The sequence below is a fragment of the Bradyrhizobium sp. 482_C4_N1_8 genome (assembly GCF_052075965.1).
In the GTDB taxonomy this organism is placed as follows: Bacteria; Pseudomonadota; Alphaproteobacteria; order Rhizobiales; family Xanthobacteraceae; genus Bradyrhizobium; species Bradyrhizobium barranii.
The window spans coordinates 4,334,811-4,354,747 of the sequence record NZ_CP197231.1 but is presented as its reverse complement, the minus strand read 5'-3'; the positions used below and the strand labels follow the sequence as shown (position 1 = coordinate 4,354,747).

Sequence of the window (19,937 nt, the reverse complement as noted above, 5' to 3'; positions counted from 1 at the left end):
GCCCTCAACAGATTGGCTTCGCCACTCCTGGTCAATCGGAGGCTGCCGAGGTCTTCTTGACCGGACCGAGATCGCGCGCCGGATAGTTGGCGCCGGATTCGACGATGTGTCGTCGCACTGCTGCAACGAGCGCGGCGAGATCGCGAGACTCGATCGCATCGACGATCTCGACATGGTGTGCAGCGCTTCTCTGCAGCTCGGCGTTCGAGGGCCACAAGGCAATCGGCCCTGGTCTGGCGCGATTTCTGATTTCCACGATGAGGCTGGCGAGCGATTGGTTCGTTGCATGGCGATAGATCTCATCGTGAAAGGCTGCGTTGGTATTTGCCTGATCCGCCTTGCTACCGCGCGCCACAGCATCTTCGAAGATTTGCTGAGCCTGCTTGATCTTCTTGAGTTCGTCGGGGCCGATATTCGGTAGCGCCTGCCTTGCCGCTTCAACTTCGAGCAGCGTGCGGATCGCCAATATCTCGCGGACGACGTTCAAGTCGGGTTGCGCGACCCGGTATCCGCGATTTTCGACATGCGTCACCATCCCGCTTGCGGCAAGCTGGGTCAGCGCACTCCGGACGTCAAACCGTTTGGCAGCGAAGGCTTCTTCCAGGTCGATCTGGCGCAACCATTCGCCTGGCCGGTAGTCGCCTTGCAGGATGGCGGCACCGAGTTCCGCCGCCAACAGCCTCTTCTGCTCCTTCCGTACTTTCATGGCTGCTTCCCTTTTTGGAGCGCTTGACTTGCCAATACTATTGCGCACAAATTGGCGCCAATAAATGTGCATAACAAATCGCGGCGGCCGGAGGAACAGTAGATGTCGGGCATCGATCGTAGAAGCTTAATGGTGATGTCGGTTCTCGGCGCCACGATGGGGCTCCGGGGCACGGCCCAGGCGGCGCCGAACGGGTATCCCGAGACTTATCAGAAGGTCATCGACGACGCTCATAACGAGGGCAGCCTCCTCATTTACTCGATTATGTCGCCGGAAAACTGGCGTCCCGTGATCGAGGGCTTCAACAAGCTCTACCCGAAGATCAAGGTCGAGACCCTGGATCTCCCCGCCTCCCGCGAGAGCTTCGAGCGATATCTGGCCGAGCGGAGCACCAACAGCCGCACCTGCGACCTCATCGCGACGGCCGATCCGGGCGGATGGATCGATTTCCAGGAGCGCGGTGAAGTCCTAGACTACGTATCGCCTGAAGCGAAGGCTTGGCCGGATTGGTCAAAGCCGTTTCCCGGCGTCTACACCGTCTCGTCCGACCCCATGGCGCTAATCTGGAACAACACGCTGGTGGCCGACGGCAAGCGTCCCAAGACACTTGCCGAGTTCGTCGAGCTTGCAGTCGCAAACGAGAAGACCTGGCGCAACCGCATCACCAGCTACGGCGTGCATCAAACAACTTTCGGCTACGGCATCAGCTACGCGTTCGTGAAGAAGCACGGCGAAAAGGCCTGGGACTGGTTCGCCCAACTTGCAAAGCTTTCGCCCCGATTCGAGCGTTCCGGCGGCCCAATGACCGAGAAGGTCACCTCCGGCGAATACACCATGGGCTTCTTCGTTTCGGCCATCACCTTCTGGCCGCGCCTGAACGATCCGGCGCGGGCAAAGATCCTCGGCTGGAGCTTCATCGGAGACGGTCAGCCGGTCGTGCTGCGTGGCATCGCGATTCCGAAGGGATCGAAGAACGTCAACGCAGCAAAACTGATGCTCGACTACGTCGTCTCGGAGGACGGTCAGCGCGCATTCGGACGGGGCGGCCTGACGCCGGCACGCCCCGGTGTGAAGCCGGGCGACGGAATCCGCCACACCTACTCGTCGATCGTGGAAGCCGTCGGCGAGCAGAACATCTGCTACATCGGCTACGATCGGGACGCGGTGCGGGACTACGACAGCTTCCTCGCGCGCTGGAAAAAGACCTTCAATGTCGCTTGACGCAAGCAGCGCGCTGGGGTCGTCGGCCGCGGACGCCTTGCCGAAGCCGCTGCCCGGCCGCGACACGGTCATCCAGTATGGCATGGCGTTGCTGACTGTTGTCCTGATCGCAGCGCCTCTCCTGCCCGTTCTCTATCAATCTTTCCTGGATCGTGCGCTCTACGATTCCGGCCAGCAACTGACGCTGGGCAATTTCGGGCGCCTGCTTCGCACCGACGGCTTCGCGCTCGTCATCTGGAACACGTTCGTGTTCGCCACCCTCACCACCGTGATTTCGCAGACGCTGGGCACGCTGGCGGCGGTGCTGTTCGGCCGCACCGACATGCCGTTTGCGCGGTTGTTTGGCGAGCTCTTCCTGTGGCCGATCTATCTCTCGGCGCTGGTACTGTCGTTCGGCTGGTACACGATCTACGGACCGGCCGGCTACCTCACGCTTCTGGTTCAGTCGATCTTCGACGGCGCGCCCTGGAATCTCTACTCGCTGCCGGGCATGGCGATGATCGCGGGCGTCTCGCAAGCACCGGTCGCCTACATCTACTGCATGTCGTCGGCCTCGATCACCGATCCGACTTTGGAGGAAGCCGCGCGCGTGACCGGCGCCGGCACCTTGAGGACCTTGTGGCGGATCACGCTGCCGCTCCTCATGCCGGCGATCGCCTATAGTGCCGTGCTGAACTTCACTGTGGGACTGGAGCTCCTCGCAATTCCGCTGGTGTTCGGAGATCCCGCCGGCATCACTGTGCTGACCACGTTCCTCTACAACAACGGCGTGGCGTCGGCCCGCCCCGATCACGGGCTGGTGGCAACAGCTGCCGTGCTGATGCTTGCCGTCGTCTGCGTGTTGGTGTGGCTACAAGGACGCCTGCTCGGTAACACAAGGCGCTTCGTCACGCTCGGCGGCAAGGCCACGCGACCGCGCCCTTTCCGCCTGAACAACCTGCGCTGGCCGCTTTGCATCGTCTCGGCGATCTACATCACCGCAACTGTCGTGATGCCGATCGGCGCGCTGCTGCTGCGCGCCTTCACGAGCCTGCTGTCGCCGATGGTGCCGATCAGCGAGGTGCTGACGCTCGGCAACTTCGCCAACATGCTCGAATACCCGGTCTACCCGCGTTCGATCTGGAACTCGCTGATCGTCAGTTCGGTCGGTGGCGTCGTCGCCACTGCGATGGTCGCCCTGATCGCCATCATCGTGCTGCGGTCCGACTTCCGCTGGCGTGGCGCGCTGCACTACGCCGCGCTGTTTCCCCGTGCAGTGCCCGGCGTCGTCGCCGGCATCGGTTTCTTCTACGCGTTTGCGCTCGTGCCTGGCTTGGGCGGCCTCCGAAACACGATCTGGATTCTGGTTGCCGCCTTCACGATGCACTTCATTCCTGTGGGGCTCGGTGCGGTTGCTCCGATGTTGTTGCAGATGAGCCCGGATTTCGATCGCGCCGCCCGTACGCAGGGCGCGGACTGGTGGACGACGAGCCGGCGCATCGTTTTGCCCTTGCTGCGCCCGGCTCTGGTAGCCTGCTTCATCATCCTCTTCATCACGTTCTTCAAGGAATACACGACCGCGATCTTCCTGTTCGCTCCCGGCAGCGAAGTGATCGGGACCACGCTGCTCCAGGCATGGACGCAGGGCGAGGTCGGTCTGGTGTCCGCGCTGGCGACCATCCAGATCCTGGTGATCGGCGTCTGTGTCACGGCGGCGCGCGCTTTTCTCGGAGTGAAGCTTTATGGCTGAGTTGCTGATCGAGAACCTGCACAAGCGGTACGGACCGGTCAAAGCGATCGACGACGTCAACATCCACGTTGCCGATGGCGAGTTCGTCACGCTGCTGGGGCCGTCAGGGTGCGGCAAGTCAACAACGCTCGGCGCCATTGCCGGACTGGATCAGCCGACGAGCGGACGCATCCGCGTCGGCAACAAGACCTATTTCGACAGAGAAAAGGGAATCTTCCTGCCGCCGGAAGCGCGCCATTGCGGGCTCGTGTTCCAGAGCTACGCTTTGTGGCCACACATGACGGTCTATGACAACGTCGTGTTTCCGCTCAAGCTGCGCAAGGTATCGACCGCCGACTGCAAGCGCCGCGTCGAGGAGAGTCTCGCTCTCGTCGAGATGGAGCGCTTTCAGGACCGCTATCCGCATCAGCTCTCGGGCGGCCAGCAGCAGCGTGTCGCGCTCGCGCGAACGTTGGTCTACCAGCCCGAAATCCTCCTGCTCGACGAGCCCCTGTCGAATCTCGACGCAAAGCTGCGCGATCGCGCCCGGACCTGGCTTGCCGAACTGCGCACGCGCCTCGGCCTGACGACGATCTACGTGACACACGACCAGGTCGAAGCGCTGGCTCTGTCCGACCGCATCGTGGTCATGAATGGCGGCCGCATCAGCCAGATCGGCTCGCCCCAAGAGATCTACACGCGGCCGGCAGACAGTTTCGTCGCCGACTTCATCGGAACGACCAATTTCCTCAACGGCGACGTGGTCGGGGCGCCCGACGGCGATGGACAGACACTGGTCAGTCTCGCCGATGGTCAGCGCGTTCTGATCAAGTCCGACAAACGTCCATCCCTGGGCGACAAGGTCACGTTTGCCTATCGCCCCGAGCAGATGCGCCTGGCGGCGGCCAACGATCAGGCGATCGGAGGTTCGATCGTTGAAGCCGACGTGGTCAGCCATTCCTATGTTGGCGGCCGATGGCAAATCGGATTGAGCGTCGGCGGAAATCAGATCCGCATCGAAACCCAGGAGGCAATGACTGACCGCCAGTTGCGCCTGTGGCTGCCTGTCACCGGCGGCATCCTGTTTACAGAACGGAACCATGGCAAATCCCACTGACGCCACCTCTCCCGAAAGCGGACTGCATCAGGCCGACTACACCCCCGGTGTCCGCGGCCCGCTGACAGGGCTCCGCGTCATCGACCTCTCGAGGCTGGTCGCAGGCAATCTGCTCACCCAGCATCTCGCCGACTTCGGCGCCGACGTTATCAAGGTCGAGCCGCGCGAAGGCGATACGCTGCGCGGCTGGCGCACCAAGGGTGTCGAAACCAACTGGAAGATCCATTCGCGCAACAAGCGCAGCATCTGCCTGGAATTCCGTCACGACGAAGCGGTGCCGCTGATCCGCAAGATGATTCCCGGCGCCGCGATGCTGGTCGAGAGTTTCCGTCCCGGCACGCTCGAGCAGATGGGGCTCTCGCCGGAGGAACTGCTGCGGCTGGAGCCCAAGCTTGTGATCGTTCGCATATCGGGATGGGGGCAGACCGGCCCCTATCATCGCCGGCCCGGCTTCGGGACATTGGTGGAAGGCTTTTCGGGCTTCGCCGAGATGAACGGCTTCCCCGATCGAGAGCCGGTATTGCCGCCTATGTATCTGGCCGATGCCCTGTCCGGTCTCACCGGAGCGTTCGCCGCGATGGCGGCCCTTCGGGAGGTCGAGATCAACGGCGGAAAGGGACAGGTGATCGACCTGCCGCTGCTCGACCCGATCGTCAACTCGCTCGGGCCTCAGGCGGCAAATTACCGTTTGACCGGCGTGGTCAAACCGCGCAGCGGGAGCCGCTCGAGCGGCTCGGTACCGCGCAATGTCTACCGCACGCTCGATGGCGGCTGGGTTTGCCTGTCGGCATCCACGCAAGGCATGGCGATGCGGGTGCTGCGTTCGATCGGCCGCCCGGAGCTCTGCGAGGATCCAAAGTTCAAGACCAACGAGCAGAGGCTCGTCCATGTCGCCGAACTCGACAAGATCATCGGCGATTTCATCGCGACACGAACGGTCGACGACAACGTCGCCTTCTTCGAGGCGGCCGAGGTCACGATCGGTCCGGTCAACGACACCGTCCGCTTGATGAACGATCGCCACGTGCAGGCCCGGGGACTGCTGGCCGACTATCCCGACGAGGACATGGGAACGTTCCCGATGCACGCCGTCCCGGTTCGCCTGTCCGAGACGCCCGGAAGCATCCGGACGCCTGCGCCACGCCTCGGTCAGCACAGCCGCACCATCCTGGCCGAAGCCGGCCTCAGCCCTGACGACATCGATGCCGCCCTCGCCTCGGGCGTTGTGAAGGAAACCAGCACATGACAGTTGAACGAAAATTCCCGGTCTGGCGCTCTGCGCTGTTCGTACCCGCGAACGTCGAGCGGTTCGTGGTCAAGGCCGTCGAGCGCGGCGCGGACGCGCTGATCATCGATCTCGAGGACAGCGTGCCGCTGGCTGAAAAGGCCAACGCTCGAAAGCTGATCCCGGGCATCGTGAAGCGCTTTCGCGACACCGGAAGTTCGGATGTCATGGTGCGGATCAACCAGCCGCTCGAATTGGCGGTGCCCGATCTGGAAGCGGCTGTCATCGCCGGCGTGGACGCGATCAAGATCACCAAGGTCGAAGGCGCCGAGCATCTGCGCCTGCTCGACGAGATGGTGACCAGACTGGAGATCGAGCGCGGATTGCCCATCGGCAATATCTGGTTTGTCGGCCTGATCGAGGCGCCCGGTCCTCTCTCTAGGGCTCACGAGATCGCGCGATCGATCCCGCGGCTGGCCGGCATTTCACTGGGTGCGGAAGATTATGCCACCGCCATCGGCGCCAAGCCGACGGAAGAAACCCTGTTGATGCCGAAGCAACAGGTCGTGCAGGCAGCCCGCGCCGCCGGCATCATGCCGCTCGGCACCATCGGCTCAGTCGCCGATTTCTCCGATCTGGAAGGATACACAAGGATCGTCAGGCGCTCTGCGGACTTTGGCTTCGTGGGCTCTGCCTGTATCCATCCGTCGCTGGTGCCGATCCTGAACGAGGGTTTCAGCCCCTCCGCCAAGGAGGTAGCGGACGCCGAGCGCGTCGTTGCGCTCAACAAGCAGGCGGCTGCCGAGGGCCGCGCATCCTTCGCCATCGACGGCAAGATGATTGATATTCCGATCGTGCAGCGCGCCGAAGCGCTGCTCGAACGCGCGCAAGCAATCGCCGCCCGCGCGCATCGCCCTCGTTGATTGTGCCACCCCAGCGCGGCGCGAAGCGCCGTCTCTGGGGGCCAAGGACATTCGATAGAGCGCGCGGCAGCCCTTACGCCACCGCCCTCACCTTGCTGATGAAGCCGTCGACCTCCGACGTCAGCGAGGTCGACTGGCTCGACAGGTTGGCGGCGGCCTTCAACACGCCGGAAGCGGCGCGGCCGGTCTCGTTCGCCGCTGACGACACGGTTGCGATGTTGCGGGTGACGGTCGAGGTCGCTTCCGCCGTGTGCTGCACGGTGTTTGCGATCTCGGCGGTGGCCTTGTTCTGCTCCTCGATGGCGGCGGCGATGACGCGGTTGATGCTCGAGACCTCCTCGATGGTCTTGACGATGCCGTCGATCGCCGAGACCGCCTTCTGCGTCGCCCCCTGGATCTCCGTGATCTGGGCGCTGATCTCTTCGGTCGCCTTCGCCGTCTGGGAGGCCAGGTTCTTCACCTCGCTCGCCACCACCGCAAAACCTCTACCGGACTCGCCGGCTCGGGCTGCCTCGATCGTCGCGTTCAGCGCCAGCAGGTTGGTCTGGCCGGCGATCGAGGTGATGAGGCCGATGACCTCGCCGATGCGATCGGCGCCGTCGGCAAGCGCGCGCATGGTGCTGTCGGTTTCCTTGACGGTGACAACCGCCTGCTCGGTGGCGCGCGTCGCCTGCTCGACCTGACGGTTGATCTCGCGGATCGAGGCGTTGAGCTCCTCCGCCGCAGCCGCCACGGTCTGCACGCCGCCGCCGACCTGGTCGGCGAGCGTCGAGGCCGAGCCGGCCTGGGTCTGGGCCTCGGCTGCCGTGCCCGACATCGAGCGCGCGGTCGTCTCCAGCTCGCCCGAGGCGCTCGACAGCGTCTGTACCATCTGGCCGATGCGGCTCTCGAATTGCCGCACGAGGCCGGACAATTCGGACGCACGCTTCTCCTTGTCGGCGCGCTCGGCGGCCCGGTCGCCGGACAGGCGCTCGGCGTTGATCATGGCCTCCTTGAACACCTGGAGCGCCGCGACCATGCGGCCGATCTCGTCGTTGCGGCCGAGACCCGGCACCTCACCGGCGAAATCATGCGCCGCGAAACGGGTCATGACACCGGTGATCGCGGTCAGCGGCTGGGTAACGCGGTTGCGCATCAGCATCAGCCCGCCGATCGTCAGCGCCAGCGAGGCCGGCACCAGCAGGCCGAACAGGATCAGGCTGAAGCGGGCGCGCGAGGCACCGTCTTCGGCCCGCGAGATCATGTTGGCGAGCGCGGTTTGTGTGACGATCACGACGTTGTTGGCGCCGACAAGCTGACGATCGCGGTAGTCGATGCCTGCGACGCCGGCGGGCTCGCCGGCGAGCAGCTTGGTCGCAATGGCATTGCGTTCGTCGCTGAGCGCGCCGGAGATTTCCGGCTCGGCGTTACGGATCGCCTGCAACAGCTCGGGCGAGGCCACATTCGGGCTGAGATCGCGCACGACCACCCAGGACTGCTGGATGCGACCGCGGAGATCGGCGAAGGTTACGCCATCGGCGGCGGTCCAGGTCTTGTTGGCGAGGATCGAGGAGAACTGGACGAGAATGGTCTGACCTGCGTTGGCGCGGGCCTGCCAGGAGGCCTGCTTGGCGATCAAGAGGCGATCGACCACGGGATCGATCAGCGTCATCGCGTTGTCGACATGGGCGGTGACGTCGCCGATCGCGTCCATATAGGCGTCGCTGATCTTGGCCCAGCTCGGTTGCAGGTTCGCGTCACGCGCCGCCTTCTCCTGCTTCAGGGCAGTGACCGCGCGCGGCCGCAACTCCTCGAGCTGCGCCCAGATGCCGCGGAGCTTGTCGAGCTTTTCGGCAAGACCGGGCGCTTCAGCAGAGGCGAGGCTCTGCAAGGCCTGCGCGTAATTCTTCTGCACGGTGGCTCGCTGGTCGGCGAGACTGCTCATGACGCTGTCGGGCGCGGGGGCAGCCGACGCCAGATAGCTCAGCGTGTCACCGCGCTCCAGGCGGAAAATCACGAGCGTATTGGTCAGGTCGCGGCTGGCGACCGCGAGCGAGACGATGCGGTTGCTGTCCGAGTAGCGGGTGACCGCGAGCTTCAGCGCATAGGCGCAGATGACGACGAGGACGAGACCGAGAGATCCAACCACCGCCCCGAGGATGCGGGCGACCGAACGCTGCTTTTGCATCGACTGATCCATATTGCCGCCAAGACGCGGTTCGCGGGCAATCTACGGAGCGAACGATGAGATTTGGTTTAAGATTGAACGGCTTTGGCTACCAATCTCTTCCGGGAAAATACGGAAACCGGTAGTTCGATACTCCCCTCAGACCCGTGCGTCCGAGGGTGCCCGCTGCTTGAGCAGCCGGGCGCAGACGAGACCAAGCGCCACCATGATCGCGGCGCTCGTGAGCAGGGTCGAGACCTTGCCACCGTGCTGGAGGCCAAGCCCATAGGCGATCGGGCCAACGGTCTGCCCCATGAAGAAGAAGAACGAATGCAGCGACATCGCCGTTGCCCGCGCCCCGATCGACAGCTCGCTGGCGAACACCTGCAGGCAGCCGTGGATCATGTAGAAACCCCAGCCCATCGCCAGCATGCTGGCGAATTGCAGCTTCCATCCGGGACCGAAGGCGAGCACGCCGAGCTGCAGTCCGACGAGGCCCGCGCCCGCAATCATCATGCCCCTGACGCCGAGCCACGGCAGGAAGCGTGAGACCGTGAAAGTGTAGAACAGTCCGCCGATCGCAAAGCCCGCGATCACGATGCCTGCGATCGACGGCGACTTCTCGCCGAGATCGAACAGCAGCGCGGCGATGAACGGAAACAGGCCGAATACGCAGCAGCCCTCGACGAAGACCGCCGAGTAGCAGTAGCGCGTGTTGGGGTTGGCGAAGATGGTCCGATAGCCCTGCCGCAAGGCCTTCAGATCGGTCTTCGGCGGCGCCGTCAGCGCGGCACCGCGAAAGCCCGCCGCCACTGCAACGGCCGCGATCAGGCCGAGCGCGCCGAGCATCATGAGCACACCGCGCCAGCCGATGAGTTCGCCGATGACGCCGGAGGCGGTCGCACCGAGCAGATTGCCGGTCATCGAACCCGCAAGCGTGCGGCCGATCGCGACCTGCCGCTTGGCGGGTGCAACGAGGTCGGCGGTCAGGCCGAGTGCGACCGGAAACACGCCACCGGAGGCGATACCGGCGAGGATGCGGCTCGCGAACAGGCCCGAGAAGGTGGTCGCGACCGCGCCAAGAATGCAGGAGACGCCAAGCAGCGCCAGGCACAGCGTCATCAACCGCGCCTTGCCGAACAGATCGGCAGCCGCTCCGATCACCGGCTGAACCAGCGCGTAGATCAAGGCGTAGCCGGCCGCGATGCTGGCGGCCGTCGTGATACTGATCGAAAAATCTTCCGCGACATGCGGCAGGACGGGATCGAGCGCGCGCGTGGACAACGCCGCCGAGAAGCTCGCGAGCGCGATGATATTGATCGCGGGCGGAAACTTCTGGTCGGACGACGGCCCGGTCGCAGGCGGGGACATCAGCGCGTTGTGCTTTTCGTCACCGCGTCGAATGCCATCAGCGTGCGGATCAGCCCTTCGAACTCGCGCAGCGGCACCATGTTGGGCCCGTCCGAGGGCGCGCGATCAGGGTCGGGATGGGTCTCGATGAAGACGCCGGCAACGCCGACCGCGACGGCTGCGCGCGCCAGCACCGGCACGAACTCACGCTCGCCGCCCGAGGACGTCCCCTTCCCGCCCGGCTGCTGCACCGAATGGGTGGCGTCGAAGATCACGGGCGCGCCGGTGGTGCGCGCCAGGATCGGCAGCGCGCGCATGTCGGAGACCAGCGTGTTGTAGCCGAACGAGGCGCCGCGCTCGGTAACGAGCACGTTGGGATTGTTTGCGGTCGTGATCTTGGTCACGACATTCGCCATGTCCCAGGGCGCGAGGAATTGCCCCTTCTTGACGTTGACGACCTTGCCCGTCGCGGCGGCGGCCAGCAGCAGATCGGTCTGCCGGCACAGGAAGGCCGGGATCTGGAGGATGTCCACGGCTTGCGCCACCTCGGCGCACTGCGCGGCGTCATGCACGTCGGTCAGGACCGGCAAGCCGAGGGAGGCGCGGATCTCGGCGAAGATCGGCAGCGACTGTGCGAGCCCGAGACCGCGCGCTGCCGACGCGCTGGTGCGGTTGGCCTTGTCGAACGAGGTCTTGTAGACGAGCCCGATCTTCAGCCGCGCGGCGATCTCCCTCAGCGCAGAGGCCACCTCCAGCGCATGCTGGCGGCTTTCGAGCTGGCACGGCCCGGCAATGATCGAGATCGGCAGATCGTTGCCGAACCTGACTGTGCCAATGGTGACGACCGGCGCCGCTGAATTCGAAGAGCTCAAGGCCAATGTCCCTCGTTTCGGCGCGACCATAGCCGCCATCAGGGTCGGATCAACCCCATTCGCCCCGGGCCACCCGAATATCAGGGTTGCGCCGGGGTTCCGTGCGAGGCCCTTGCGCCGGCGGCCCCTTACTTCACCGCCGAGAAGGCGGTCGGCGTCAGGAGCTGGCTGACGATGTTGCCGACGATCTGGCCGTCCGCTTCGCTCTCGGCACGCGCCTTCATCCAGTCCGGGTCGGTCATGAACTTGCCCCACTTCGCTTCGCGGTCGGCGAGCGAATCCCACGCCAGGAAATAGGTCAGCTCCTGGTTGGATTCGCCGATCAGCGTGGTGAAGAACCCGGCCTGCTTGATGCCGTGCTTCTCCCAGAGCTTCAGCGTGACCGTCTCGAACCGCTTCAGGAGCGCCGGCAGGCGGCCGGGCACGCAACGGTAGATGCGCATTTCATAGATCATTCTGGTTCCTCCCTGATGACGTCGGGGGTTATAACGGCTGGCCGTGACGGTGTCTTCGGCCCCGCCCGATACCGCCCGCGGCGTCTGGCGCATGGCTTGCCGGCCCCGATCGCACCCGGTTCCCGTAATGCTGCCGCAATGATACTGCCGCTACAACGCTTCGGTTGAGGCTCAGGTGCGGATCATGCGGATTTTGCTCGTCGAGGATGAAGCGGAGATGGCCGGGGCGCTGGCCTCGGCGCTCAAGCGGTACGACATGATCGTCGATCACGTGCCAACGCTTGCCGAGGCCGAAGAGGCCATTTCCGCCGACGTGCACGCCGCCGTGCTGCTCGATCGCCAGCTGCCCGACGGCGACGGTCTTGCCCTGATTCCGAAACTGAGAGCGCGCGCCGACGGTGTGCCGATCATCGTGTTGACGGCACGCGGCGAGCTCGCCGATCGCGTCGCCGGGCTCGACAGCGGGGCGGATGATTATCTGGCAAAACCATTCGCGGTGGAGGAATTGCTGGCGCGCCTGCGCGCGGTGTTGCGCCGGCCCGCCGGGGTTCAGCCCGACATCATTCGCGCCGGCCGCCTCGCCTTCGACTTCGGCCATCGCGAGGCGAGCGTCGACGGGGCTCCGCTCGAACTGCCGCGGCGGGAGCTCCTTGTGCTCGAAGCCCTGGTCCGCCGCATGGGCCGGACCGTGCTGCGATCGGCGCTGGAGGAAGCGGTCTACAGTTTCGACGACGAGATCCAGTCGAACGCACTCGATACGCATGTCTCGCGGCTGCGCCGCAAGCTTGCCGAAGCCGACGCGCACGTGGAGATCCACGGCATCCGCGGCGTCGGCTATCTCCTGAAGAAACTGCCGTGAGCAGGCACGCCGACCCATATTGCCTGCGCTCTCGGCTGAGCTGGCGCCTGCTTTCGCTCCAGGCCGCGCTGTTCGTCGCTTTGGTCGTCGTCATCATCGGCGCGCTGTGCGCTACGGGCTTCGTGCTGGTCCAACGGGACGAAGATCGCGTGATCGACGTCGTGCAGAGCGCGCTCGCGCGCGACGCGGCCGGCGGCCTGACGCTGCGGCCGACGGCTGAGCTGAAAGCGTTGCGCGAGGAGATCCCCGACCTCTGGTTGCTGGTTCGCGACAGGCAGGGGCATTCGCTCAGTGAAGGCCCCGTGCCGGCTGAATTCGCGGGGATCGGCGGCGCCCTCGACCAGATCAGCCAGGCGCGGCTCGGCTGGCAGCTCTTCGAGGACGACCCACGCAAGCCGGCGGCGCGGTTGAAACGCATCGACACGGCCGCCGGCAACGTGCAGGTCATCACGGCGACGCAGGGCAAGCTCAGCGGCGCCAAGGCGGTGTTCACGACGTCGCTCGTGTTGCTGGGCATCGCGCTCCCCGGCCTGCTGTTGATGGGGACCGCGACGTTCATCGCGACGCCGATGGTCGTGCAGCGCGCTTTCAGAGGATTGGACGCGACCGCAGACCAGGCCCGGCGGATCGATATCCATCAGCGCGGCGCGCGGCTGTCGGTGGAGCAGATTCCGCTCGAGGTGGTGCCGCTCGTGGCCGCGGTCAATGACGCTCTCGCGCGGCTCGATCAGGGTTACGCCCGCCACAAGCGCTTCGTTGCCGACGCCGCGCACGAGCTGCGTACGCCGATCGCGATCCTGAACACGCGCCTGGAGTCATTGCCGTCGGGACCGGACAAGACCCGCCTGATCGAGGATGCGGCGCGGCTCGCGACGCTTGCAGAGCAATTGCTGGATATCCAGCGGCTCGACCGTTGCGGGCATCCATTCGTGCCGGTCGACCTGGTCTCCGTCGCGCAAGGCGTTGCCGCCGACCTCGCACCACTGGCGATCGCGGCTGGCTATGAGCTGTCGTTCGACGCGCCGGCGGCGCGGATCGACGTGCTCGGCGATGCGGCCGCGCTCGAACGCGCGCTGACCAACCTCGTGCAGAATGCCATCCAGCACGGCCCTCGCCGCGGCACGATCGTCATTCGCGTCAGCCGTCCCGCCAGCATCGAGGTCACCGACGAGGGCGCGGGCATTCCGGCCGATCAGCGCGAGCTGATCTTCGAGCCGTTCTACCGGCTCACGCCGCTCGATCGCGGCGCCGGCCTCGGCCTCAACATGGTGCACGAGATCATGCTCCTGCATGGCGGTCACGTTTCGGTCCTGGACGGACCGAACGGCGGTGCATGCTTCAGGATGACGCTGCCGCCCCTGCAACAGGGCTGATTCAATTCGTCTCTGCGTCTCAGGCGCAATGCTGTCGCAATGCGCTCAGGCGACTCTTCGACCGCCTCACCTCTGATTTGCGAGGCGCAATCGAAATGCCGGAGTGCGCATGCCCAACGATTTCCTCTCATTCTTCCTGTCCTGGATGTCGGCCCCGCGGCGGGTCGGCGCGATCGCGCCTTCGGGCGCTGCCCTTGCCGATCTCATCACCCGCGAGATCACCGCAACGACAGGCCCGATCCTCGAGCTCGGCCCCGGCACCGGCGCTTTCACATACAAGCTCCTGAAACGCGGCGTGCGCCAGCAGGACCTCACGCTGATCGAATACGGTTCGGACTTCACCAAGCTCCTGCAAATCCGTTTTCCCGGCGCGCGCGTGTTGTGGATGGATGCGGGACGGCTCACGACGGAGCGGCTCTATGACGGTGCGCCGGTCGGCGCCGTGGTCAGCGGCCTGCCGCTGCTCAATATGTCGACGCGCAAGGTCGTCTCCATCATCGGCGGTGCGTTTCGTTACGTCCGCCCGGGAGGCGCGTTCTATCAGTTCACCTACGGGATGAGCTGCCCGGTGCCGCGGCCGGTGCTCGACCGGCTCGGCTTGCGGGCAAAGCTGGTGGATCGCGCCTTGCTGAACGTGCCGCCGGCCGCCGTCTACAAGCTGACGCGACGGCCGCAGATGAAGATCGTCACGGAAACACTTGCGCCTGATGCCTCAATGCCGGTCGCGCCGGCGCCGATGCACCTCGTGCGCGACTACACCGGCGCGCCCTGAGGCATCACACCAGACGCGACTGCACCATCGCCGCCTGAATGAACGAGGCGAAGAGAGGATGAGGCTCAAAAGGCCGCGACTTCAGCTCGGGGTGGAACTGGACGCCGATGAACCAGGGATGATCCTCGTACTCGACGATCTCCGGCAGCACGCCGTCGGGCGAGAGGCCGGAGAATTTCAGTCCGTGCTGCTCGAGGCGGTCCTTGTAGGCGGTGTTGACCTCGTAGCGGTGGCGGTGGCGCTCGGAAATCTCGGTCGCGCCGCCATAGACCTGCGAGACGCGGCTGCCACGGTTGAGCGCCGCGGGATAGGCGCCCAGACGCATCGTGCCGCCGAGATCGCCGGCCTTGGAGCGCTTCTCGAGCTCGTTGCCGCGCAGCCATTCGGTCATCAGACCGACCAGCGGCTCTTTGGTCGGGCCGAACTCGGTGGAGTTGGCGTCCTCGATGCCGACGAGGTTTCGTGCGGCTTCGATCACCGCCATCTGCATGCCGAAGCAGATGCCGAAATACGGCACGTCGCGCTCACGCGCGAACTGCGCCGCGCGGATCTTGCCCTCGGCACCGCGCTGGCCGAAGCCGCCCGGCACCAGAATGCCGTTGACGTGTTCGAGGAACGGCGCGGGATCTTCCTTCTCGAAGATCTCGCTCTCGATCCAGTCGAGATTGACCTTCACCTTGTTGGCGATGCCGCCATGCGAGAGCGCCTCGATCAGCGACTTATACGCATCCTTCATGCCGGTATATTTGCCGACGATGGCGATGGTGACGTTGCCTTCGGGATTGCGGACGCGCTCGTTGATCTGCTGCCAGCTTCGCAGCTCCGGCGGAATCCGCGAGCCGATGCCGAAGGCGGCGAGCACTTCGTCGTCCAGGCCCGCGTTGTGATAGGCCTCGGGCACGGCGTAGATGTTGTCGACGTCGCGCGCCTCGATCACGGCGCTTTCGCGCACGTTGCAGAACAGCCCCAGCTTGCGCCGCTCTTCCTTCGGGATCTCGCGGTCGGTGCGGCAGAGCAGGATGTCCGGCTGGATGCCGATCGAGCGCAGCTCCTTCACCGAGTGCTGTGTCGGTTTGGTCTTCAGCTCGCCCGCGCTCGGGATGTAAGGCAGCAGCGTCAGATGGATGTAGACGGCATGATCGCGCGGCAGCTCGTTCTTGAGCTGACGAATCGCCTCGAAGAAAGGCAGGCCCTCGATGTCGCCGACGGTGCCGCCGATCTCGACCAGCACGAAGTCGTAATCGTCATTGCCGGAGAGGACGAATTCCTTGATGGCGTTGGTGACGTGCGGAACGACCTGGATGGTCGCGCCGAGATAATCGCCGCGCCGCTCCTTGGAGATGATGTCCTGGTAGATGCGCCCGGTGGTGATATTGTCCTGCTTGGTCGCAGGCCGGCCGGTGAAGCGCTCGTAGTGACCGAGATCGAGATCGGTCTCCGCGCCGTCATCGGTCACGAACACTTCGCCGTGTTGATACGGCGACATCGTTCCGGGATCGAGGTTGAGATAGGGGTCGAGCTTGCGGAGGCGGACCTTGTAGCCCCGGGCTTGCAACAGGGCACCGAGTGCCGCTGAAGCCAGACCTTTGCCGAGCGAAGAGACCACGCCGCCGGTGATGAATATGTACCGCGCCATGGGACTTAACCTCTAATCCCTCGAATTCGATTCGCCAAAGCGATTCGTATTCCGCCCCAAATAATTTGCGGGCCTGTGGGTGAGCCAAAACTAAGAGTGGTGACAGAGCCTTGATGGGGATTTTTGATGCAGGACGGTAGAAGCCGCCCTGCATGGCCCCCCTGCTTTATTGCGAGCGCGGCACCTGCGGGCCGGCTGGCGCCTGGTTCTGCTGCTGTTCGTCGGCCTTCTTCAGCGAATCCAGGATGCCGCCCGAGGTCGGCGGCGCGATCGGGGCGCCTCCGGCCGGCTGGGTCTGGGACGCCGGCGCGCCGATGATCGACGAAGGCGCCCGGTTGTAGCCGGCATGCCAGGACAGGAACAGGCTGGTGAGGAAGAAGCCCCCAGCCAGGATCGCGGTGGTCCGCGTCAAAAGGTTCGCGGTGCCGCGGCTCGACATGAAGCCTGCGCCTCCGCCCATGCCGAGGCCGCCGCCTTCCGACTTCTGGAGCAGGACGGCGCCGATCATGACGGCGACGATCATGAGGTGAATGACGATGACAACAGTCTGCATAGTGTCCTTCCGTCACAAGCCGACAGCGCCGAGACGGCGGCCGATCGCGCTTCGCGGGTTTTCCTGAAGTTGCGCGGTGTTACACGATCGGAAGAGGCATTGCCACCCCCCGATCGGCCACGGCCGCGCATTGAGATTAGCTAGGGGCAGCCCTTCGCAATCGCAAGGAAATCGGCCGCCTTCAGGCTGGCGCCGCCGACCAGCGCGCCGTTGACGTTTTTCACGGACATCAGCTCGGCCGCGTTCGACGGCTTGACCGAGCCGCCATAGAGGATGCGCATCCTGGCCCCGTCCGCCCTGAACCGGGAGGTCAGGAGTTCCCGGATAAAGCCATGAATCTGCTCGACATCCTGGGCCGTCGGAGTCAGGCCGGTGCCGATCGCCCAGACCGGCTCATAGGCCACGACCAGGTTGGCGGCGGTCGAGCCGTCCGGCAGCGAGCCGTCGAGCTGGCCGCGCAGGATGTCCAGGGTCTGGCCGGCATCGCGCTGGCCCTGCGTCTCACCGATGCAGACGATCGCGGTGATGCCGGCGCGCCAGGCGGCCTCGGCCTTCTGCCGGATCAGGGCATCGCCCTCGCCGTGGTCGGCGCGACGCTCGGAATGGCCGACGATGATGGCGGTCGCACCGGCATCGGCCAGCATTTCGGCTGCGATATCGCCGGTATGGGCGCCGGAGGCCTTGGGGTGGCAATCCTGCGCCCCCACCGCGACCTTGCTGCCGCGCGCCTTGTCGGCGAAGGCCGCGATCAGGGTCGCGGGCGGGCAGACCAGCAGGTCGGCCTTGGCGGCCACCTCTGCCGCGCCTTTGAGCATGGCGTCGAATTCGGCAGCCGAGCCCTTGAGGCCGTTCATTTTCCAATTGCCGGCGATCAGCGGTCGGATGGCGTCGGTCATGTCAATTTCCAGCAAAATGAGGTTTGTGCATGCGCTAGCAGAGCCGTCGCGGCAGTTCCAGAGAGCTAAGGCTTTTAACCGCAGCGTCGAGGGACCGCGTGGCCTGAGGTTGCGGGGGGAAAGCCGCCACTTTATGATGATTGATCAATTTGGTGACGCGCTTTTGCGGAATCTGCATTAAGACGCGCTCCCGTTCCCCTCCTGCCAAACAAGTTGGACCAAATGCTTCGAGGAATGCGCAAGGCCTCATCAAACTGGCTCGGCAAGTCCATTATGGCCGTGGTGATGGGCGTGTTGATCATCAGTTTCGGCGTTTGGGGCATCGCCGACATCTTCAAGGGCTTCGGGCAGTCCACGGTGGCCAAGGTCGGCAGCACCGAGATTTCGTTGAACGAGTTCCGGCAGACCTATACCGACCGCTTGCAACAGATCAGCCGCCAGTTCGGCCGGCCGCTGACGCCTGACCAGGCGCGTGCCTTCGGCCTCGACCGCCAGGTGCTCCAGCAGACGATCGCGGAAGCCGCCCTCGACGAAGAAGCCCGCCGGCTCGGGCTCGGCCAGTCCGACGAGCAGATCCGCCAGGTCATCATGAACGACCCCAACTTCAAGGGCGTCGGCGGCAGCTTCGATCCGAACCGCTTCCAGGCCGTGATCCGCAATTTCGGCTATACCGAGCAGCGCTACGTCTCCGAGCAGCGCAAGGTGTCGCTGCGCCGGCAGATCACCGGCACGATCGGCGCCGGCCTCGAACCGCCGAAGGCCATGATCGACGTGCTGACGCGCTTCCAGAACGAGCAGCGCGCGATCGAATTCGTCAGGCTCGACGCCGCGCAGGCCGGCACCATCGACGCTCCCTCGCCCGAAGCCCTCGCCGCCTATTTCGAGGATCACAAGGTCCAGTTCCGCGCGCCCGAATATCGCAAGATTTCCTTCGTCGTGGTCTCTCCGGAAGAGATCGGCAAATGGAGTGAGGTCTCCGACGAGGACGCCAAGAAAGTGTTCGACCAGCGCAAGGACCGGCTCGGCACGCCGGAGAAGCGCCAGATCCATCAGATCGTATTCCCCAACGCCGCCGAGGCGCAGGCCGCACGCGAGCGCCTCGCCGGTGGGATGTCGTTCGAGGACCTCGGCAAGGAGCGCGGGCTGAGCACCTCCGATGTCGACCTCGGGCTCGTGACCAAATCGTCGCTCGACCCCGCGGTCGGCGATGCCGCCTTCGCGCTTCCCGCAGGCGAGATCAGCCAGCCGATCCAGGGTCGTCTCGGCACGTCCATCGTCAAGGTCGACAAGATCGAGCCGGGCAATGAGGCGAACTACGCCAGCCTTGCCGGCGACATCAAGCGCGAGATCGCCACCGAGCGCGCCCGCGTCAAGGTCAACGATCTCCGCGACAAGATGGAAGACGAGCGCGGCGGCGGCGCCAGCGTGATCGACGCGGCGCAGAAGCTCGGCCTCACGGCCGTGACCATCGACGCCGTCGACCGCTCCGGCCGTACCCCGAACGGCCAGCCAGTCACCAGCATCCCGCAGGGCCTCGACGTGGTGTCGCAGGCCTTCAACACCGATGTCGGCGTCGACAACGACGCGATCTCGTTCAAGGGCGGCTATGTCTGGTACGACGTGCTCGCCATCACGCCCTCGCGCGACCGCAATCTCGACGAGGTCCGCGACCAGGTCGAGGCGCGCTGGCGCCAGGACCAGATCGCCGCCAAGCTGAAGACCAAAGCGACCGAGATGGTGCAGAAGCTCGAACAGGGCGGCAAGCTCGCTGACGAGGCCGCCGCGATCAACGCCAAGGTCGAGACCGCCTCCGGCTTCAAGCGCGACGACTCGCCCGCCGGCGTGCCCGCCAACGTCGTTGCGGCCGCCTTCCGCACCGCCAAGGACGGGGTCGGACAGACCGCCGTGAGCGGCGGCGGCGAGGTGATCGTCTTCCGCGTCACCGACATCGTCGAACCCGCGGTCGACGCCGCGTCCGACGCGGTGAAGAAGCTGAAGGACAGCCTCGACCGCGCGTTGACCGACGAGCAGGTCGCCTCCTACGTCAACAAGCTTGAAACCGACATCGGGACCACCATTAATCAGGCCGCCTTCGCGCAGGTGACCGGCGCGAACCAGTGAATTG

The 19,937-nt window shown here is 65.0% G+C and carries 17 protein-coding genes; 9 read left to right on the top strand and 8 right to left on the bottom strand.

Annotated features, from left to right (window positions below; all coding sequences use genetic code 11):
* Nucleotides 1–31 precede the first annotated feature (31 nt).
* Complete coding sequence (locus AB7Z56_RS20790; protein ID WP_354131580.1) at nt 32–706, bottom strand: GntR family transcriptional regulator; 675 nt, start codon at nt 704–706, stop codon at nt 32–34.
* Between the two features lie 102 nt (nt 707–808).
* On the opposite strand from AB7Z56_RS20790, the gene AB7Z56_RS20785 reads away from it, so the two are divergent.
* The 5 genes from AB7Z56_RS20785 to AB7Z56_RS20765 are packed head-to-tail and all read left to right on the top strand — an operon-like array spanning nt 809 to nt 6,900.
* A complete protein-coding gene (locus AB7Z56_RS20785) occupies nt 809–1,927 on the top strand; it encodes an ABC transporter substrate-binding protein (protein ID WP_354123713.1) in 1,119 nt (372 codons plus the stop codon).
* The gene (locus AB7Z56_RS20780) at nt 1,917–3,656 is read left to right on the top strand and encodes an ABC transporter permease (RefSeq protein ID WP_283016641.1); all 1,740 of its coding nucleotides are present in this window, start codon (nt 1,917–1,919) and stop codon (nt 3,654–3,656) included. The genes AB7Z56_RS20785 and AB7Z56_RS20780 overlap by 11 nt, the downstream gene beginning before the upstream one ends.
* Entirely contained in the window at nt 3,649–4,752 is a 1,104-nt protein-coding gene (locus AB7Z56_RS20775) for an ABC transporter ATP-binding protein (RefSeq protein WP_135213779.1), read from the top strand. The genes AB7Z56_RS20780 and AB7Z56_RS20775 overlap by 8 nt, the downstream gene beginning before the upstream one ends.
* On the top strand, nt 4,736–5,998 hold the full coding sequence (locus AB7Z56_RS20770; protein WP_028156065.1) for a CaiB/BaiF CoA transferase family protein: 1,263 nt from the start codon (nt 4,736–4,738) through the stop codon (nt 5,996–5,998). Before AB7Z56_RS20775 ends, AB7Z56_RS20770 begins: the two co-directional genes overlap by 17 nt.
* Nucleotides 5,995–6,900, top strand: a complete 906-nt coding sequence (locus AB7Z56_RS20765; RefSeq protein ID WP_135213780.1) for an HpcH/HpaI aldolase/citrate lyase family protein — start codon at nt 5,995–5,997, stop codon at nt 6,898–6,900. Before AB7Z56_RS20770 ends, AB7Z56_RS20765 begins: the two co-directional genes overlap by 4 nt.
* 73 nt (nt 6,901–6,973) lie before the next feature.
* On the opposite strand, the gene AB7Z56_RS20760 is transcribed toward AB7Z56_RS20765, so the two are convergent.
* From AB7Z56_RS20760 to AB7Z56_RS20745, 4 genes are all read right to left on the bottom strand, one after another.
* Nucleotides 6,974–9,067 carry a methyl-accepting chemotaxis protein gene (locus tag AB7Z56_RS20760; protein WP_166096878.1) on the bottom strand — a complete coding sequence of 698 codons (2,094 nt, stop codon included), beginning with the start codon at nt 9,065–9,067 and terminating at the stop codon, nt 6,974–6,976.
* A 138-nt stretch (nt 9,068–9,205) separates the two neighbouring features.
* Nucleotides 9,206–10,417: an MFS transporter gene (locus AB7Z56_RS20755; RefSeq protein ID WP_283016642.1), complete on the bottom strand. Its 1,212-nt coding sequence runs from the start codon at nt 10,415–10,417 to the stop codon at nt 9,206–9,208.
* Entirely contained in the window at nt 10,417–11,268 is an 852-nt protein-coding gene (kdsA, locus tag AB7Z56_RS20750; protein ID WP_063983066.1) for a 3-deoxy-8-phosphooctulonate synthase, read from the bottom strand. The genes AB7Z56_RS20755 and kdsA overlap by 1 nt, the downstream gene beginning before the upstream one ends.
* A gap of 128 nt (nt 11,269–11,396) precedes the next feature.
* The gene (locus AB7Z56_RS20745; RefSeq protein ID WP_063983065.1) at nt 11,397–11,723 is read right to left on the bottom strand and encodes an NIPSNAP family protein; all 327 of its coding nucleotides are present in this window, start codon (nt 11,721–11,723) and stop codon (nt 11,397–11,399) included.
* Between the two features lie 184 nt (nt 11,724–11,907).
* On the opposite strand from AB7Z56_RS20745, the gene AB7Z56_RS20740 reads away from it, so the two are divergent.
* From AB7Z56_RS20740 to AB7Z56_RS20730, 3 genes are all read left to right on the top strand, one after another.
* Nucleotides 11,908–12,582, top strand: a complete 675-nt coding sequence (locus tag AB7Z56_RS20740) for a response regulator transcription factor (RefSeq protein ID WP_063983064.1) — start codon at nt 11,908–11,910, stop codon at nt 12,580–12,582.
* Entirely contained in the window at nt 12,579–13,955 is a 1,377-nt protein-coding gene (locus tag AB7Z56_RS20735) for a sensor histidine kinase (protein ID WP_441256407.1), read from the top strand. Before AB7Z56_RS20740 ends, AB7Z56_RS20735 begins: the two co-directional genes overlap by 4 nt.
* 109 nt (nt 13,956–14,064) lie before the next feature.
* A complete protein-coding gene (locus AB7Z56_RS20730) occupies nt 14,065–14,727 on the top strand; it encodes a class I SAM-dependent methyltransferase (RefSeq protein WP_063983062.1) in 663 nt (220 codons plus the stop codon).
* Nucleotides 14,728–14,731: 4 nt separating this feature from the next.
* Here AB7Z56_RS20730 and AB7Z56_RS20725 read toward each other — a convergent pair whose 3' ends face one another.
* The 3 genes from AB7Z56_RS20725 to tpiA all read right to left on the bottom strand — a co-directional run bounded on the left by AB7Z56_RS20725 (nt 14,732) and on the right by tpiA (nt 17,812).
* Complete coding sequence (locus tag AB7Z56_RS20725) at nt 14,732–16,363, bottom strand: CTP synthase (RefSeq protein WP_014494987.1); 1,632 nt, start codon at nt 16,361–16,363, stop codon at nt 14,732–14,734.
* A gap of 166 nt (nt 16,364–16,529) precedes the next feature.
* Complete coding sequence (gene secG, locus AB7Z56_RS20720) at nt 16,530–16,916, bottom strand: preprotein translocase subunit SecG (RefSeq protein ID WP_063983061.1); 387 nt, start codon at nt 16,914–16,916, stop codon at nt 16,530–16,532.
* Between the two features lie 140 nt (nt 16,917–17,056).
* The gene (gene tpiA, locus AB7Z56_RS20715; RefSeq protein WP_208071191.1) at nt 17,057–17,812 is read right to left on the bottom strand and encodes a triose-phosphate isomerase; all 756 of its coding nucleotides are present in this window, start codon (nt 17,810–17,812) and stop codon (nt 17,057–17,059) included.
* Nucleotides 17,813–18,034: 222 nt separating this feature from the next.
* Between tpiA and AB7Z56_RS20710 the strand changes: the two genes are divergently transcribed.
* On the top strand, nt 18,035–19,933 hold the full coding sequence (locus AB7Z56_RS20710; protein ID WP_283016645.1) for a peptidylprolyl isomerase: 1,899 nt from the start codon (nt 18,035–18,037) through the stop codon (nt 19,931–19,933).
* Nucleotides 19,934–19,937 lie beyond the last annotated feature (4 nt).

Bases quoted from the DNA above. Each gene is read 5' to 3' on its own strand.
- AB7Z56_RS20740 (WP_063983064.1), top strand. From the start codon at position 11,908: ATGCGGATTTTGCTCGTCGAGGATGAAGCGGAGATGGCCGGGGCGCTG.
- AB7Z56_RS20775 (WP_135213779.1), top strand. From the start codon at position 3,649: ATGGCTGAGTTGCTGATCGAGAACCTGCACAAGCGGTACGGACCGGTC.
- AB7Z56_RS20725 (WP_014494987.1), bottom strand. From the start codon at position 16,363: ATGGCGCGGTACATATTCATCACCGGCGGCGTGGTCTCTTCGCTCGGC.
- AB7Z56_RS20710 (WP_283016645.1), top strand. From the start codon at position 18,035: ATGCTTCGAGGAATGCGCAAGGCCTCATCAAACTGGCTCGGCAAGTCC.
- secG (WP_063983061.1), bottom strand. From the start codon at position 16,916: ATGCAGACTGTTGTCATCGTCATTCACCTCATGATCGTCGCCGTCATG.
- AB7Z56_RS20770 (WP_028156065.1), top strand. From the start codon at position 4,736: ATGGCAAATCCCACTGACGCCACCTCTCCCGAAAGCGGACTGCATCAG.
- tpiA (WP_208071191.1), bottom strand. From the start codon at position 17,812: ATGACCGACGCCATCCGACCGCTGATCGCCGGCAATTGGAAAATGAAC.
- AB7Z56_RS20785 (WP_354123713.1), top strand. From the start codon at position 809: ATGTCGGGCATCGATCGTAGAAGCTTAATGGTGATGTCGGTTCTCGGC.
- AB7Z56_RS20730 (WP_063983062.1), top strand. From the start codon at position 14,065: ATGCCCAACGATTTCCTCTCATTCTTCCTGTCCTGGATGTCGGCCCCG.
- AB7Z56_RS20780 (WP_283016641.1), top strand. From the start codon at position 1,917: ATGTCGCTTGACGCAAGCAGCGCGCTGGGGTCGTCGGCCGCGGACGCC.
- AB7Z56_RS20745 (WP_063983065.1), bottom strand. From the start codon at position 11,723: ATGATCTATGAAATGCGCATCTACCGTTGCGTGCCCGGCCGCCTGCCG.
- AB7Z56_RS20790 (WP_354131580.1), bottom strand. From the start codon at position 706: ATGAAAGTACGGAAGGAGCAGAAGAGGCTGTTGGCGGCGGAACTCGGT.
- AB7Z56_RS20755 (WP_283016642.1), bottom strand. From the start codon at position 10,417: ATGTCCCCGCCTGCGACCGGGCCGTCGTCCGACCAGAAGTTTCCGCCC.
- AB7Z56_RS20760 (WP_166096878.1), bottom strand. From the start codon at position 9,067: ATGCAAAAGCAGCGTTCGGTCGCCCGCATCCTCGGGGCGGTGGTTGGA.
- AB7Z56_RS20765 (WP_135213780.1), top strand. From the start codon at position 5,995: ATGACAGTTGAACGAAAATTCCCGGTCTGGCGCTCTGCGCTGTTCGTA.